This is a genomic window from Halegenticoccus tardaugens, assembly GCF_004116405.1.
In the GTDB taxonomy this organism is placed as follows: domain Archaea; phylum Halobacteriota; class Halobacteria; order Halobacteriales; family Haloferacaceae; genus Halegenticoccus; species Halegenticoccus tardaugens.
In genome coordinates, this window is record NZ_SDIC01000010.1 from 62002 (window position 1) to 78646 (window position 16645).

General features: G+C 64.4%; 11 protein-coding genes and 1 pseudogene. 8 read left to right on the top strand and 4 right to left on the bottom strand.

Features of this window, described 5'->3' with window-relative positions; translation table 11 throughout:
• Position 1 precedes the first annotated feature (1 nt).
• Entirely contained in the window at positions 2-1237 is a 1236-nt protein-coding gene (locus C3L37_RS21705; RefSeq protein WP_129116641.1) for an RNA-guided endonuclease InsQ/TnpB family protein, read from the top strand.
• A gap of 183 nt (positions 1238-1420) precedes the next feature.
• Here C3L37_RS21705 and C3L37_RS21710 read toward each other — a convergent pair whose 3' ends face one another.
• The 4 genes and pseudogenes from C3L37_RS21710 to C3L37_RS21725 form a co-directional block, all read right to left on the bottom strand.
• Positions 1421-3223 (bottom strand): SLC13 family permease, encoded by a 1803-nt coding sequence (locus tag C3L37_RS21710; protein ID WP_394345822.1) that lies wholly within the window; start codon positions 3221-3223, stop codon positions 1421-1423.
• Positions 3224-3367: 144 nt separating this feature from the next.
• Positions 3368-4324 carry a formyltransferase family protein gene (locus C3L37_RS21715; RefSeq protein WP_129116642.1) on the bottom strand — a complete coding sequence of 319 codons (957 nt, stop codon included), beginning with the start codon at positions 4322-4324 and terminating at the stop codon, positions 3368-3370.
• Between the two features lie 488 nt (positions 4325-4812).
• The gene (locus C3L37_RS21720) at positions 4813-6096 is read right to left on the bottom strand and encodes a TIGR00341 family protein (RefSeq protein ID WP_129116643.1); all 1284 of its coding nucleotides are present in this window, start codon (positions 6094-6096) and stop codon (positions 4813-4815) included.
• 180 nt (positions 6097-6276) lie between these two features.
• Positions 6277-6569: pseudogene (locus tag C3L37_RS21725) on the bottom strand (zinc ribbon domain-containing protein); the annotation flags it as partial.
• A gap of 160 nt (positions 6570-6729) precedes the next feature.
• Here C3L37_RS21725 and C3L37_RS21730 point away from each other — a divergent pair.
• The 7 genes from C3L37_RS21730 (at position 6730) to C3L37_RS21765 (ending at position 16565) form a co-directional block, all read left to right on the top strand.
• On the top strand, positions 6730-7248 hold the full coding sequence (locus tag C3L37_RS21730) for a DUF7342 family protein (protein WP_129116644.1): 519 nt from the start codon (positions 6730-6732) through the stop codon (positions 7246-7248).
• A gap of 89 nt (positions 7249-7337) precedes the next feature.
• Entirely contained in the window at positions 7338-7682 is a 345-nt protein-coding gene (locus C3L37_RS25935; RefSeq protein ID WP_394345823.1) for a hypothetical protein, read from the top strand.
• A gap of 284 nt (positions 7683-7966) precedes the next feature.
• Positions 7967-9211, top strand: a complete 1245-nt coding sequence (locus C3L37_RS21740; RefSeq protein ID WP_129116646.1) for a tyrosine-type recombinase/integrase — start codon at positions 7967-7969, stop codon at positions 9209-9211.
• Between the two features lie 205 nt (positions 9212-9416).
• Complete coding sequence (locus C3L37_RS21745; RefSeq protein ID WP_129116647.1) at positions 9417-10436, top strand: glycosyltransferase family 4 protein; 1020 nt, start codon at positions 9417-9419, stop codon at positions 10434-10436.
• A complete protein-coding gene (locus tag C3L37_RS24585) occupies positions 10433-13417 on the top strand; it encodes a DUF2079 domain-containing protein (RefSeq protein ID WP_146333966.1) in 2985 nt (994 codons plus the stop codon). Before C3L37_RS21745 ends, C3L37_RS24585 begins: the two co-directional genes overlap by 4 nt.
• On the top strand, positions 13414-15213 hold the full coding sequence (locus C3L37_RS21760; RefSeq protein ID WP_129116648.1) for a DUF2079 domain-containing protein: 1800 nt from the start codon (positions 13414-13416) through the stop codon (positions 15211-15213). Before C3L37_RS24585 ends, C3L37_RS21760 begins: the two co-directional genes overlap by 4 nt.
• Positions 15210-16565, top strand: a complete 1356-nt coding sequence (locus C3L37_RS21765; RefSeq protein ID WP_129116649.1) for a sulfatase — start codon at positions 15210-15212, stop codon at positions 16563-16565. Before C3L37_RS21760 ends, C3L37_RS21765 begins: the two co-directional genes overlap by 4 nt.
• Positions 16566-16645: the final 80 nt, after the last annotated feature.

Genomic DNA, 16645 nt, shown 5'->3' on the forward strand with positions numbered 1-16645 from the left:
CATGCAGTACAACTATAAGTACCGACTCGCACCGGACGAAGCCACCCGCGACGAGCTTCGGCACCACATCGACGTGTGTCGGCAACTGTACAACCACTGCCTCTACGAACTCAACGAATCCACAGACGGCATCCCGGCTCGCTACGACCTTCAGGGGCAACTCCCCGACCTCAAGAAGTGGTGGATCGACCTGAAAGGCGTTCACTCGAAAGTCCTTCAGATGGTCGTCAAGCGCGTCTACGACAACCTTTCGACGCTCAAAGCACAGAAAGACAACGGACGCGCTGTTGGGATGCTCAAATGGAAGCGTCCTCGGGACTACCGTTCGCTCACCTACAACCAGACCGGCTTCAAGCTCAAGAATACGAGCGGTCGGCCCTTGCTGTGGTTGAGCAAGATCGGTGACATTCCGGTCCGACTCCACCGAGAGATACCCGACGACGCGACACTCAAGCAGGTCACGCTCAAGAAGGAACCGACCGGCGAATGGTACGCTACCTTCGGCGTTGAACTCGACCGTGAGCCGCCGGCGAAACCCGAAAATCCCGAGCGGTGCGTCGGCATCGACATAGGGATTCTCTCGTATACCCACGACTCGGATGGGTTCTCGGTTGGGTCGCTCGACCTCTCCGAGGAACGCGACCGGCTTGAACGCGCACAACAGAAGCTCTCACGGAAGGAACACGGTTCGAACAACTACCGCACGCAACGGCGCGTTGTCGCCAAACGCCACGCCGACCTGAAGCGGAAGCGTCGGGACTTCTTACACAGACTCTCAAACCACTATGCTCGGGAATACGACCTCGTGGCGGTCGAGGACTTGGATGCGAAAGGGTTGATGGAACTTCCGTCGAACAGCCGAAACCGTGCGTCGGCGTCGTGGGGAACGTTCCTTCGGATGCTCGAATACAAGTGTGAACGCGAAGGGACGCACTTCGTCGCCGTTGATCCACGCGGAACGACGAAAGAGTGTTCGAAGTGCGGTGTTTCGACCGACAAGCCGTTGTGGGTCCGCGAACACTCCTGTCCCTCATGCGGGTTCGAAGCGGACCGTGACCTCAATGCGGCGCTGAACATTCTTTCTCGCGGCCTCAATCAAGTAGGAGTGGTTCACTCCGAATCAACGCCTGTGGAGACTGCGCTCCCTACGGGAACCGTTGCGGTTCCTGCAAAGCGCGTCGTGGAAGCAGGAAGCCCCGGCCTCACGGAGCGAACGGCGTCAGCCGTGAGCGAGTAGGCCGGGGTAGTTCACTCATTGCCACGATGATCGGGGCCGTCCTGACGCATCTCTTCCGGGTTGACGATCCACTCTGGAGATCCGTCGGGCCAGCGATCTACCTCATAGCTGGACTCTTCGTCACGAGTTTCCAGCTGCTCTCGTTCTATCTATAAGAAGTACGAGCAGCAGCCATTCCCCTGTTCACACGCCCCATAGCGCCGCGATCCCGAGCACGGTCACGATCGACAGCAGCACCTGCAACGGCGCGCCGACTCGGAAGTAGTCCGTGAACCGGTAGCCGCCGGGCCCGTACACGAGCAGATTCGTCTGGTAGCCGATCGGCGTCACGAAGTCAGCGCTGGCGGCGAAGGTAACCGCGAGCACGAACGCGAACGCGTCCGCGCCGACGCGATTCGCGGTCTCGACCGCAATCGGCAGCATGAGGATGACGCTCGCGCTGTTACTGATGAGCGCGGTCACGAGCGTCGTCAGGATGTAAAACAGCCAGAGCACGCCGATCGGAGGGAGCACGTCCGCGCTCATCGCGCCGAGCGCGCCGAGAAGGTCGGCCGCGCCGGTCTGCTCAAACGCGATACCGAGCGGAATTAGCCCGGCGATCAGGAAGATGACGTTCCACTCGATTCCGTCGTACAGTTCGTGCGGCTTTATGACCCCGGTTACGATCATCCCGACGACGCCCCCGAGGGCGGACACGAGTATGTCGACGACGCCCAGCGCCGCGAGTCCGACGACGAGCGCGATGATGACGAGGGCGATTGGTACTTTCGACGTGCGGTAGTTAGGCTCGGACACCTCGCGCACGACGATGAAGTCTCGGTCCGCCGCCATCCGGTTGAGCGCGTCCTCCGTCGCCTGCACAAGGAGCGTGTCGCCGCTTCGAAGGTGCGTCTGATCCATCCGGTGGTGCAGAATGTTGGACCCGCGACGGATGGCGAGGACGGTCGCGTCGTACTGCTGGCTGAACGCGACGTTCGCGAGCGTCTGGTCGACGAGCGACGACCACGAGGGAATGACGAGTTCCACGAGCGTCCGCTGTTTTTCGTTCGGGCGGAGTTCCTCTTCCGTCACGGTCGCCGTCGGCACGAACGACAGCCCTTCGGTCGTCATGAGTCCTCGAAGCGAGTCGAGCCCGACGCGGACGACGAACAGGTCGCCCGCCCTGACGTCCTCCCCGAGCGGATCGACGAACGGTTCGCCGTTCCGGATGAGCTGGAGGATATCGAAATCCACCGGGGAGTCTTCGAACGCATCCTCGACCGTCCGGCCGACGACCGGCGAGTCGCCTTCGACGACGACCTCGGTCAGGTAATCGCCGAGTTCGTACTCCGCGACGAGATCCTCGCCGGGGCTGACTCGTTCCGGGAGGAGTCGGTAGCCCACGGTCGCGAGGTACACCGCGCTCGTGACGAACACGATCGCGCCGAGGGCGGTGAACTCGAACATCGAAAACGGACGACCGATTAACCTGCCGGCCACGTCGCTCGCGACCAGATTCGTGGAAGTTCCGATAAGGGTGAGCATCCCGCCCGTCATCGACGCGTACGAAAGCGGGATGAGAAGCTTTGAGGGGGACGTCCCGCCCTGATCCGCCATGTCCGAGATGACCGGCATGAGCATCGTGACGATCGGCGTGTTGTTGAGGATCCCTGACGGAACGCCCGCGACCGCGAGCGTCGCAAGGAGTTGTCTACGCTGGTCGGTCCCGGCGAAGGACACCATTCGCTCTCCGAGTCGCTGGACCGCTCCGGTCTTCGTGATGCCGAAACTGAGAACCAGCATCGCCAACACGGTAATCGTCGCCTCGTTCGAGAAGCCCGAGACGCCCTCTTCGGGGGAGATCTGCGTGAACGGACCGAGGACGATTAACGCGACCATGACCATGAGCGCCGTGACGTCCGCCGGTACCAGCTCGGTGACGAACAGCAGGAGCGCGGCGGCCGCGATGAGAAACACGACGGCCATCTCCGCCGTAACCGGCGGCATATCTACCGTCGTTTGAGCGAAAACGGCCGTCGCGGGTAACATCTCCTTCGAACTGCGTGGCGAAGAATAAAAGAGATTCACACGAGATTCAGTCGACGAACCCCGCGTTCGACTCGGTTTTTGCACACAGAATCCCGTCGGGCGTCAAAAATCCGACCTCCGAACGGCGTCTACGACCGTCCCCTCTCCGGCGGCTGTGCGCCGGAGCCACCCGCGGGTGTCTTTGCTCACGTACCGGAGGACGTCGACGCCGGCCGGAGTGGTGTACAACGTGCCGAGAGACGAAGGAGGGACGGGTTCGTAGTCGGGATCCTGCAGATTTCTGACGCCGACAGCGAGCAGTTCCTCGCACGCGGCGATCTGGCGGCGTTCGACCTCCCGCCACGTGTGCGCATCGCGGATGTCGACTTCCTCGTACGCCACGATGCTCCCCGCGTCGAGCCGCTCTTCGAGTTGCTGGAGCGTAACGCCCGCCGTGGGCTCGCCGTTGAGAAACTCCCAGAACCCTCCCGGTTGTCCCCGGTAGGACTCGAAGTCGCCGCGATGAAAGCTCAACACGCCGTGCGTCGGCATGGTCAGCAACTCTCCTTTCAGCACCCCGAAGCCGAACCGGACGACGACGTCCGTCCGCGGGCCGACCTCCCGCTCCACTCGCGCCGGAAGCCGGTTGCCGAACGTCCGAGCCGGTCTGGGTTGACAGTGTATCCGTTTTGCGTCAGCCATCCCGGGTATCGAACCGATCGGACGAGGCTCCATGTACTCCGGCGGTCCACGGAAGCCCCTGAATCCGCCCACGATCGACCACAAGGGATAGTTCTGCACTCGCTCGACGCAACTTTCGAGCCGCTCCTCGAGTGACTTCGACGACACGCGGTCGTTGATCACGACGTGGGTGATCTCGACGTTCGTCCGCGCAATCATCCGTTCGATCGCCCGCTTTTGCCACGCGGGAATGCGCTCGTTGGCCAGGAGGAGGCCGACGCGGAATCGTTTCCTGCCGGAGGCTTGGTTGGAATCCGATTCACGGCCGAGCAGCGGCGAATCCTCCATCGTCGCATCGGATTGGTTCGCACCGTGGGCGAAATCTGGCGTCTGAGTCATGTGACGTCCTCGGCGTATCCCCCCGTTTCCGGACGAGGCGTGTTTGTTATGCACGCCTTGTTGGACGCAGAACGCCCTTACCGAGTCGAACAACCGGTTTCACGTCGGAAGGCTGAATCTCCCCTCACCCTCGATGAACCGGTCGCGTCTTCCGGTCGACGTCCCGACTAACGGGACCCTACCGATTCGAACGACTGCTCTCAGTAGCCGACACGAGCGGACTCTCCCGAGAGACGGACGATGATTTCGACGCAACGAGGGGCGGCGAAGCTACTGACGGTGGTCGGTAGTTGACGAGGCATCGTCGCTGATTTCGCAGCAACGCGACTGGAAGCGGGACGAGCTAGAACACGACGTGAATCGCGCGGAATACCGAATCATTCGATCATTCCAGCCGACCGTGAACTGCCTCACGTAAGTGAGTGGGTCTATGGTGGGACGCTATTCATGTCGTCATACGGCACCGGGAGGGGTAGACGCACTCCATGTCAGGTAGATCTCTGCCCTCGCACGAATTCGACGTTGACGACGACATCTTCTCCGGTCGTTTTCGTCAGACGGTCATCGATACGCTGTGCGACGTCAGGTGGTAGATGTGCGTTTGGCCCGTGCGCCACAACCACAGTTACATCAGCTGGATTACCAAGGAGTACATGATCAACATCGTAGTCGACAGTGACGTCCACGAACTCCAGTTCACCGAACTGACCGCTGTCGAACATCGCTTCAACTTCCGTGTTTGCGCTAGTCTCCACAGTTCCAACTTCGAACGACGCCCAGGTGACGGCACCGAGGACGATCGACAGCAGGACGAGGCCAAGAACGATGGTCGCGATTCGGATGCGGACTGCCCGTCGAGCCCGTGTTGCATGCCTTCCTTTCTCGGGGCGATAGCCAGCGACCCATAATAGAACGAGTGCCGAGAGGTTGATAGCGAGCAGGTTCACCAGCACGAGGACGCCAGCAGTGAGAACAACGCCAGGATATCCCCATGCGACGCCAAGGCCCGCGGTGGCGGCAGGCGGGATGAGTGCCACCGCGATGGCAACCCCGACGAGTGCTGATCCCGCTCCCCGGATGATGCTCACAGCACCGGCAATACCCGATCCGAGCGCTAGAAAGAGTGCGAGGAAATTCGGGGATGTTCGTTCGAGGACTTGCGGAATCGTCCGGATATCAACCGGCGGCAAAAGGACAGTCTCTTTCAATAGTAAGCCGAGGACGGCGGCCGTCACGACTGCGGCGAGCAGGCCAGTTACTTGAAGTGTCACACCACGCGATGTCATATCGGAGTCTGCGAGAACGGCCCCGACGCTGGCCGAGATGGCCGGTCCCATCAGCGGCGCGATAACCATTGCCCCGATGATGGTTGCCGCCGAATCGAGGAGCAGCCCAGTCGTCGCGATGAGCGTGCTCACGACGAGGAAAATGAAAAACGTCGAGGACGCGGGGGCGAGCTCTTCAGCGTGTGCAACGAGTTCGTCACGCGAGATACGATACCCCCGGTATCGATCTTTTAGTGCCTCGATGCGCTCGGAGACGACTGTCTCTGTCGGCATGACGATGGTATAGGAGTTCTCCGTAATACCGACCCCATGCAAATTATCGAGCACGGGTTCGACTCCGGACTCGGGCATGGGAAAGGAGACCAGCGCTTCGAAGTCGCCGCGGCCAGTCTCCTCCCAGACAGCATAGTCGATCCCTTCCTCGTCGAGTACTGCAAGAACGGCTGCTCGATCCCCATTTGGAATGAGCACTTGGACGAGACGCATGCGGATATTACGTGCTATTCAATATATGAGGCCATCTGCATATATATTGAGAACTTCTCTACGGTTTTCCTTTCTCACCCGAAGGAGCGAATACCAGCCAACGGCCGCGAAAATAGCAGTTGGAGGTTGCCGTTCGGCGGTTGCTTGCGGTCTACTCATGCGCATGGTGAACTACCCACCCTACGCGCTTCGCGCGTTGAGGGTAGGGCTTCCCCGTTCTATGACGCGACTTGCAGATGCCACACGGGCACCGTAGCGGTCGCAGTCTCCGGGGGCGTGGAGTCGGCCTGTCCCATGCCTAATTCAGAAAACGCGCGTTGAAGGATGTTCTTCGCGGCGTTCGCGTCCCTCTCGTCCTCGTATCCACACGACGGACATGAGTGCTCGCGCACCCACAGAGGTTTGTCGGTTTCGACGCCGCAAGTGCTACACTCCTTGGTAGTGCCGCATGGATTACCTTCGACGAGGTGCGTATCCCCTCCATACTCCGTTCGCTTCGCTCACTCCGTTGAGGAAGGGGTATTGCACCTGTTAAAGATAAACGAAAAGATCTGTCTCCGAAGGAATGACTGAAATTGGCAATATATTTTGGCTGAGGGAAGAAATATATGTGATTACCCCGTTGTACGGGGTATGACGGACAATGCTCACCGTGACGGCCCACCCCCGTTCGATAGGCCCTTCGAGGGTGAAGATACGAAGCAGCGCGTGTACGGCGCGGTGCTGCATGCCCGAGAGCCGATGACCGTCTCGAAGATTGCCGAGCGGGCAGACTGCTCGGAAGAGTCGGCGCGGACACACCTGTCCTTCTACGCCGACCTCGGTATCGTCATTCGCCACGAGGGCCGGCCAGTTCGGTACGAGCGCAACGACGACTACTTCGAGTGGCGGCGAGTGAACGGGCTGGCACAGGAGAACACTATTGACGAGTTGCAGGTTCGCGTGTCAGAACTGACCGGCCGAATTGAGGAGTACCGTGACGAATACAACGCTGACTCACCTGCCGAAGTCGATGTCCTCGAATTCGACGCGGCGCAGGTTGACGACGTATATGTTGACCTCGGTGACTGGGCCACCGCTATCGAGGAACGCCGCCTTCACGAACGCGCTCGGAGAAAGGTCGCTGGTTCCACGGCTCAATCACACGGCTGACGATGGTGCCGGTGGATGACGGTGCGACTCCCGCACCGATAGACCGGTCGGTGTTAGAGCGAATACAGTCACGATTCGTCGGCAGCCGTATGACTGAGTCCGCGGAATTAGTCGGAGAAGGAAACCTGCACCTCCGTGTTGAGTTGTCCCGAGAGTACTACCCGGGTGAGGTATCTGCTCACTTTGAGATTCGGTGGTACCGCAACGATGACTTCAATGTCCACTACCAAGAAGAACGACAGAATACTGAGTGGAAGTGTCGGTGGGACCGGCATCCGAACACTCACAACTCACGGGACCACTTCCATCCGCCGCCGACGGCCAGCCGCAACGACGCGGAGGACGCTCAGTGGCCGCCGGATCATCGGGACGTAAGCCGCCTCGTTTTTGATCGCATTGAGAAACGCATAGAAACACTGTGGGAGCGACGATAGATAGACGAACTCTCTCATCGTTCCCAAGCGGCACGCCGTTGGTATATATGCAAACTTCTTGAGTAAGTGATTCGGACTCGATGAAACGAAGGCACGCTTGACATCCTCCGAGATTGTGAACTTCAAGACGGATCGTTTTCCGTATATCATATTATGGTTTATGGTACACTCACGTCAACGCTGTCCCCCGATTTCACCGCGTCGATCGCCGCGCGAGTCCACTGTTGATTAGCCCACAAACATTCAGTAGATTTAGGAGGTCCCTCGCCGTCGGTCGACCTGGAATGGTCGATTCGACGGACGAAGCGGGCGGCAACGATCCCGACGCTCCCGACCCAGCCGGCGCGGACCTCGCGACCGCCGTCCGCGCCCGGATCGAAAGCATCGACTCGGGAAACTACCGTCGGAGCACGGAACACGTCCTCTCGCTGTTCTGCGAGTGGCTCGAACGCGAACGCGGGATAACGAGCCTCGACGGAGTGCGCGTCATCGACTGCCGGCGGTACGCCCAATGGCTCCGCCGCCGGGCGAACGACGCGGACGATCCCCTCTCCGCGAGTTCAGCCGCCGCCGACGGTCCGTACTTCACCGTCGTCCGGGCGTTCTTCGAGTGGTGCGTCCAGGATGAGCGGCTCGACGTCAACCCGGCCAAGCCGCGACGGGTCCGCGAGGCGCTCCCGGAGGCGCACGGATCGAGAACGCGCCAGTTCTGGAGCCTCGCGGATCGAGAGGCCATCCTCGCGTTTGTCGATGAGCGCGCTACCGCGAGCCTCGACGGCGATCGATCCGAGCGACGGCTGGCGTTCCGCGACCGGGCGATCGTATACGTCCTCGCGCTCACCGGCGTCCGCGGGGCCGAGGTGTTCCGCGACCCCGGCGACGACAACCGCCCGGGGCTCAGGTGGGTCGACGTCGACTTTGACCGCGGGCTGCTCCGCGTGTTCGGCAAGTCCCGGGAGTTCGAGTGGACGCAGTTGCCGCGCGACGCCGCGGACCGGCTTCGGCGGTACCGGAAGGTGCTCGACCCGCCGAGCGACGATTGGCCGGTCTTTCCGACGGCACACGCCCCGAGTCGCTACGCGTGCGTCCGCGACGGTCTCGCGGCCGCCGGCTGGGACGAAGACGCGATCGAGGCGGCGCTCGACGCGCGCGCCCCCGACGAACTCATCCGAGCGCACGGGCTCGTCCCGAACAGCGTCTCGACTAACGGCGCGCGCGCTGTCCTCCGTCGGCTCTGCGACGAGGCGGACGTCGACGTCAACGGCGACTACCTCAAGCCCCACGGCGCGCGCCGGGGGCTGGGAAACCAGCTCTACGCCGAAGGGAGCGCAGAACTCGCCCAGGACGTCCTCCGACATCGATCCGTCGAGACGACCCACCGGGCGTACCGCGACCAGCGGGCGGTCGAGACACGGCGTCGCGTCGAGGATGTGCTGGACCGTCGGGAGGGCACGCCGGATCGTCGGGGGGACACGTCGGATCGTCGGGAGAACGCACGGGATCGCCGCCGCGGCGATCCGGAGCGATGACGGCGGACGGACCTTCGAGGGAGCCACCGCCGTCGCCGACCGCCCCGACCGCGTCGTCCTCGTCGTCTTTGTCGAACCCGCCGTTCGCGCGGATCAACTTTCCGTTTCTCCCGACGCTTCGCTGCTAACGAGCCCATACTAATGCGTCCGCTGACCGATTCGTCTCTTCGATGGGAGCGTATCCGAGCGACGCTGCCGAGGGTGAGTGGTCCCGGTGCGCGTAGCCCTCTGTCCGCACATCTCGGTCGAACACTACCGCGGGGGAGAAAAGTGGGCCGTCGAACTGGCGAACCGGCTCGCGACCGACGGCGTCGACGTCTCGATCCGCGCCCTCCCGTACACGCCGGACGACGAGCGCCGCGTTCGCGTCCGCGACGTCCTCGACGGGAACGTCCCGTATCGGGAGGCGTGGCGACACGACCTCTCGGAGTTCGACACGGCATACGTCTTCTACGCCCCGCTGTCGAACCTGTTTTTCACGGGCGAGGCGGCGTCGATCGCGGGCGTCCACTCGTGGGTGTTCGTCTCGAAGCGGCTGTTCGAACCCCACTACGGGGTCGTCCCGACGGCCGTGAAGGCGCTCTACCGGCTCGTCGGCCGGTGGGACCTCCGGCAGTACGACGCCGTCCACACCGTCACGCCGGCGTTCGCGTCGTCGCACCCAAATACGGTGTACATCCCGAACTTCGTCGACACCGACCGGTTCTCCCCCGACCGCGAACCGCTCGCAGACGAGTTCACTGTGCTCGTCACGGCGGCGCACATCCGCGAGAAGGGCTGGGATCTCGTCCGCGCGGTGGCGGCCCGACTGCCCGCCGAGATCCACGTCGAGGCGACGGGAACGTGCGAGGACCCGTCGATCCGCGATCTCGGATTTCTGACCGAGGACGAACTCGCGTCGGCGTACTCGCGGGCGCACCTCGTGTTACACCCCGCGCGCGTCGACACCGACAGCATGGTGATAAACGAGGCGTGCGCCGCCGGAACGCCCGTCGTCACAACGCCGATCCCGACGCACGTCGGAAACGGACAAGCCGTTCTGCGTTGTAACGGCGTACCGGAGATGGTGCGCACCATCGAAACGGTCTGCCGGGAGTGGGAGCGCGGCGACGGGTACGACCGACGCTGTCGGGCGGCCCGCCGCCACGGCGAGGAGCACGACGTCGACGTCGTCTACCCGAAGTTGAAGCGGCTGCTGCTCTCTGTCGGGAGGATCGGCGCGTGAGCAACGTCCCGCGGTTCATCGAGCGTCTTGATCTCTCCGACGGGCAGACGAAGCGGTTCGTCCAGTACGTCATTGTCGGCCTCGTCGGAATCGGGATCAACCAGGGCGTCCTGTTCGTCGCGACGGGCGTCATGGGTATCTCGTACGTGATCGGTGGGACGCTCAGCCGCGTGCTGAGTATCCTCGCGAACTACGTGATGAACGACTCATGGACCTGGGGAGGGCGCGGCTCCCCCGGTCGCCGCGAGTGGGTCGTTCGCGGCTTGAAGTACATCCTGACGCGCGTCGTTGGCATCGGGATGGGCCTCGGGGCGCTGATCCTCTTCGTCGAGGTGTTCGGGATGCACTACCTCGTCGCGAACCTCTTCGCCATCGCCGTCGGCATCTTCTGGGGGTTCGGCGCGAGCGAGCGGTGGGTCTGGCGGTCCGAAGACGCCGCCGCGACGGGGGTGGGGACGATTCGGCAGTCCCTCTACTCGCGCGTTCCGGGGTTGGACCGGAGGACGTGGCTCGTGTTCGCGCTCGCGGCCACGCTCTGTATCATCTTCTCCGTCTACACGTCGTTTCTGTACCTCCGATTTCAGCTCACCGGCGCGGACTTTGGCTCGTACGTCCACATGATGTGGACGACGGTCAACGGCGAGGGATTCCTCCGGCAGGGAAAGTACGTCGCGACCCATCCGAGCGGCGTGTACTGGGGCGGCCACTTCACACTCACCCTGCTCGCCTTCGTGCCGATCTTCGCCCTCGTCCCGTCGCCGATCACGCTGCTCGTCGCGAAGTCGTTCGTCGTCGCCGCGAGTATCCCCGTGCTGTGGTTTCTTGCCCGGCGTGCGCTCGACGATGATCGTCTCGCAGCCCTCGTCACCGTCTCCTACGCGCTCAACCCCTTCCTCTGGTCCGCCTGGTCGTTCGACTTCCAAGAGCAGTGCGTCCTCCCGATCCTCGTCTTCGGCGTGTACGCCCTGTACGATCGCGGCCGGTATCTCGGCTTTCTCCTCCTGCTGTTTCTCGCGCTCGTGACGAACGAGTTCATGATCCTTGTGGTCGCCGGCTTCCTGGTCGGGCTGACGGTCGCGGTCGCCCGCGACGGCCGCATCGGAGACGAGTGGCCGATCCTCGTCGCGGCCTTCGCGCTCACGGCTTTCGCCCAGCTCCTCTCGGGGTACGTCATCTCGCAGTACAGTGTCGCCTCCGGGATCCCCGTCCGCGTGCTCGCGATCCCCCTGCAGTCACTCGTCGCCGACGTCGGCCCGCGGGTCTCGATCGGCACGCTGCTCCCGCTTGCGCTCGCGAATCCGGACGTGATCGTCGAGGCGATCGCCACTGACTTCGACCGGAAGCTGCTCTACCTCTTCGCGTTCTTCCTCCCGGTGCTGTTTCTCGCGGCGACGGACGAGATCTCGCTGGGCGCGCTCGCACCGTTTCTGGGCTTCGCGTGGCTGCTCGCGAGCAAGAGCGCGTACTACTCATTCGCCGCGCACTATCCCTTCTACGTCATGCCCTTCGTCTACATCGGCGCGGTCCGCGCGCTCGATCGGCTGGACGTCTCGTTCCCCACGTCGAAACCTCCCGACGCCACGCCTGACCACACTGGCGCTGCGTCGGCGTCCGGCCGCCCCGCCGACGCGCCGACGCGACTGACCGACGGATCCGGTTCGACGACGGCGTCACTCCGGTCGCGACTGCCGTCGATTCGGTCGCGGGTGCTCACGGCCGTTCCGCGCCCGCGTCCGCGACCGTCGCGGCGGCTCTTCGTCCGTGCGCTCGCGCTGGTCGTGATCGTGAACGCCGGTGCGGGTCTCGTCATCGGAGGCGGGAACATGCAGCCGGTTCCACCGGAGGACGAGCACACGGAGACCCTCCGGGCGGGGATCGCCGCCGTTCCCGAGGACGCGTCGCTCGTGACGCAGAACGACATCTACCCGCACGTCGCCATGCGTCCCGACACGTCGTTTCTCGTGAGTCCCTACGACACGGAGCAGTACGAGCGGTCGCAGGGACCGATCACGCCGGAGTACGTGCTGTACGACACGGAACTCAACAGGGGCTGGGCGTCGATCGTAGTCGAGATCTTCGGTGACCGCCTCGGGGGTGAGTATGGGCTGTACCGCTACGAGGACGGCGTCTGGATCTTCCAGCGCGGCTACGACGGCACGCCGCGCGCTCTCACGTCGAACGCGACGTGGTTCGAGGGTCCCTCGCAGGAGTACGAAGCCGACGAGTTCCGGATCGGCTCCGGGCGGTACGACGCGGCCGACCGTGAGATCGAATCCCGACGGGGGCCGTCGGGCGACGCGATCTGGTACGGGCCATACGAGGCGCTCGAGTCGGGGACGTACACCGCGACCTTCGACGTGTACGCCTCCGCCGACCGGCCCGGTCCCGCAGCCGCCCTCGACGTCGCCGCCGGAAGCGACCACCGGGTCGTCGGGCGGAGTGTCGTCCAGTCGGACGACGAGTGGCAGGAGGTCTCGATCACCTTCACGCTCGACAAGCCGATGGACAAGGTCGAGTTCAGGGGGTTCAGAACCGCACCCGGCGGTACGGTCGTCCTCGACGACGTGACCCTCGTTCAGGAGAACGTGAGCCAGAGCGGTGCTGACGGCAACGCGTCGGTCGAGAGCGCCGGGGGAGGAAGCGCCGCAAATGACGGCGGTGCGGCCGCGAGCGACGAAACCGAGGGCGACGGTGCCGACAACGCGGACGCCGACGAAAGCGACGAGGAGGACACCGCCACCCCGGACGACGGTGCGGATGACGACGAGACGACGACGCCCGACGACAGTGAGACGACAACCGCCGCCGACGAGGACGCCGAGACGGCAACTCCCGACGACGAGGACGATGAGACGGAGACACCCGAGGACGAGGACGCCGAGACGGCAACTCCCGACGATGAGGACGATGAGACGGAGACACCCGAGGACGAGACGGAGACACCCGAGGACGAGACGGAGACACCCGAGGACGAGCAATGACGACTCGCATCTCGGCGTTCGTCTTCGACCGTCCGGCGCTGACCGACGTAGACCGGGCAACTTGGCGGGTGCTCGGGCTGTCGGCGATGCTGTTCGTGGCGTTCACGCTGTACACGACGCTCCTCTATCGGAGCTTCTGGTTGACCGGTGCGGACTTCGGTTCGTACGTCCACATGATGTGGACGACGGTCAACGGCGAGGGGTTCCTCCTGCACGGGAAGTACCGCCCCGGGCAACCTGACGGATCCTACTGGGGCGCTCACTTCTCGCTGACGCTGCTCGCCTTCGTGCCGCTGTACGCGCTGTTTCCGTCGCCGATCACACTGCTCGTCGCGAAGTCGTTCATCGTCGCCGCGAGTATCCCCGTGCTGTGGTTTCTCGCCCGGCGAGAGATCGGCGACGACCGCCTCGCCGGCCTCCTCACCGCCTCGTACGCGCTCAATCCCTTCCTCTGGGCCGCGTGGGTGTTCGACTTCCAGGAGCAGGCGCTCCTGCCGCTCTTCGTCTTCGGCGCGTACGCCCTGTACGACCGTAGTCGACATCTCGGCTTTCTCCTCCTGCTCCTCCTCGCGCTCTTTACGAACGAGTTCGTCGCGTTCCTCGTCGCCGGGGCGCTCGCCGGACTCGCGCTCTCCGCGTACCGGGAGGACCGACTGCGTCACGCCGCGCCGACGCTCGCGGCCGGTTTCGGGTTGACCGCGCTGTGTTATCTCCTCGCCGGCGCGGTCATCGACCGTTTCAGCCGCGAGGGTGGCATCCCGCGCGGCTCCGTCGCCCCGCCGCTCGAACCGTTCGTCGACGGGGCGCGCGCGCCCGTCGGTGATCTGGTCGGCGTCGTTCTCGCTCGACCGCACCTCCTCGTCGACCTCCTCACGCTCGACGTGTTCCAGAAGTTCGCCTTCCTCGTCCTCTTTTTCGTTCCGGTTCTCTTCGTGGCGACGACCGACGAGGTCACCGTCGGCGCGCTCGCGCCGTTTCTCTGCTTCGCGTGGCTGTTCGCCGGTCGGCCGATCTACTACATGTTCGGGGCGCACTACCCGTTCTATCTGCTCCCGTTCGTGTACATCGGGGCGGCTCGGGTGCTCGGCCGATACCGCCCCGTCGGTCCGTCGCGGCCGCTTCTGGCGCGGCTGTTCGTCGTCGTGCTCGTGTTGAACGTCGCCGGGGCCGCGAGCGTGGGGGCGGAGCGCCAGATGCTCCCCGAGACGACCGATCACGACGACACGTTGCACGCAGCCATCGACACGATTCCCGAAGACGCGACCGTCCTAACGCAGAACGACGTCTACCCGCACGTCGCGGAACGCTCCGGCGCGACGTACGTCGTCGATCCCGGCACGTTCGATCAGTACCAACGGGCGCACGGGACGGTCACGCCGAAGTACGTCCTCCTCGACACGCGACTCGACACCGGGTCGATCGACTGGTCGCGACAGGTCGGGACGGCCCTCGGTGACCGGCTCGGGGACGAGTACGGGCTGTACCGCTACGAGGACGGCGTCTGGATCTTCCAGCGCGGCTACGACGGCCCGCCCCGGGCGATCACGTCCGACGAACGCGTCCCTCCGCGACCGCTGCCGGATGAGTTCCGCTCGACCCGGAACGACGGCGAGGTCCCCGAAGCGGATCCGCCGTGGTTGGGGCCAGTGACGGATGCGAACGGCGCGGCGGCCGCGGTCAGTTCTCGGCCCGTGACCGCCGCGGAACTGCCGACAGAACCGACGATCGCGGTAAAATCTGAACTCACGACCGCGGTAAAGACCGAACCGACGACCGCTTTCGGAGTCCGACAATGAAAACACTGCTCATCACCATCGACGCATGGCGCGCATCGCACGCATCGTTCGCCCCCGACGCGGCCGAAGCATACACCCCGGCGCTTGCCTCGTTCGCCGAGGACGGCACCGTCTTCACGCAGGCGGTGAGCCACGGGCCGGCCACGCCGTACGCCTTCCCGGCGCTTTTTTCCTCGACCCTCCCGCTCGATCACGGCGGCTACGAGCGGATCAGCCCGGACCGAACACTCGTCAGCGAGCGCCTGCAAGCGGCCGGCTGGAGCTGCGTCGGCGTCCACGGCAACCCGTGGCTCGGGGCGAAGTACGGCTATGGCCGCGGCTACGACTTCTACGAGGACGTCGGCGAGTTCGGACTCCCGCTCTTCGACGACACCCGGGAGTTCCTCATCGACCGATTCGGCCTCGATCACCCGGTGTACCGCGCGGCCCAGACGCTCTACCGGCACGCTCAGACCCCGCTCCAGCGGATCCGTGGCGGCCCAGACGAGATTGACGTCGCCGTCAGGGCGCTCGAAACCGGCGCGGACGACCGCTTCGTCTGGACGCACCTTCTCACGCCGCACGCGCCGTACACGCCGCCGAAGCGACACCGCGAGGCGATGGGTGTCCCGGAGCTTTCGACGTCGCCGACGGCGCTCGTCACCCGCGCCCAGCACGATCCCGGTGTGCTCTCTTCCCGCGAGCGCGAGGCGGTGAAACGCCTCTACGCGGCGTCGGTCCGGCACGCTGACGAGCGGCTCCGGCCGCTTCTCAACGCCGTCGACGACGAGACGCTTGTCGTCGTGACCGCCGATCACGGCGAGGCGCTGTTCGAGCACGGCCAACTCGGCCACGAGCCGTGCCTGTACGATGAGCTGATCCGGGTGCCACTTTTGATCCGCCCACCCGCCGACGCGACCGTCGGAGCGCGGACGGTCGACCGGCAGGTTCAGCACATCGACGTCGCCCCGACGATCCTCGACTACGCCGGGCTCTCCCCACCGGGCACGTTCGCGGGACGGTCGCTCCGCCCGGCCATCGAGGGCGATGGACTCGACGATCGACTCGCAATCTCGGAGGTCGCCTCGACAGCTGCCACGCCCGGCCAGATTAACGAGAGTGCCGTCCAGATCGGCGTCAGAAGCCCGGAGCGGAAGCTGCTCCTCGACGCCGACGGCGGCCGGTACGGCTTCGACCTCCGGGACGACCCCGGCGAGGAACGCCCGAGCCGAGAGCCGTCGGGCGCGGAGTGGCGATCGTTCGAGGCCGCGCTCGACGCGCGGCTCGACGCGATCGACCTGTCGGGCGCGGTCGCGGCCGAGCGGGACGCCGACGTCGAACGGCGGCTGCAGGACCTCGGTTACCTCGATTGAGATGCGGCCGCTCGGGGATGCGGTCGCGCCACGGCCCCACCGCGGCGCGACGGCGCGGCCGTCCGGCGACGCGACTGCGT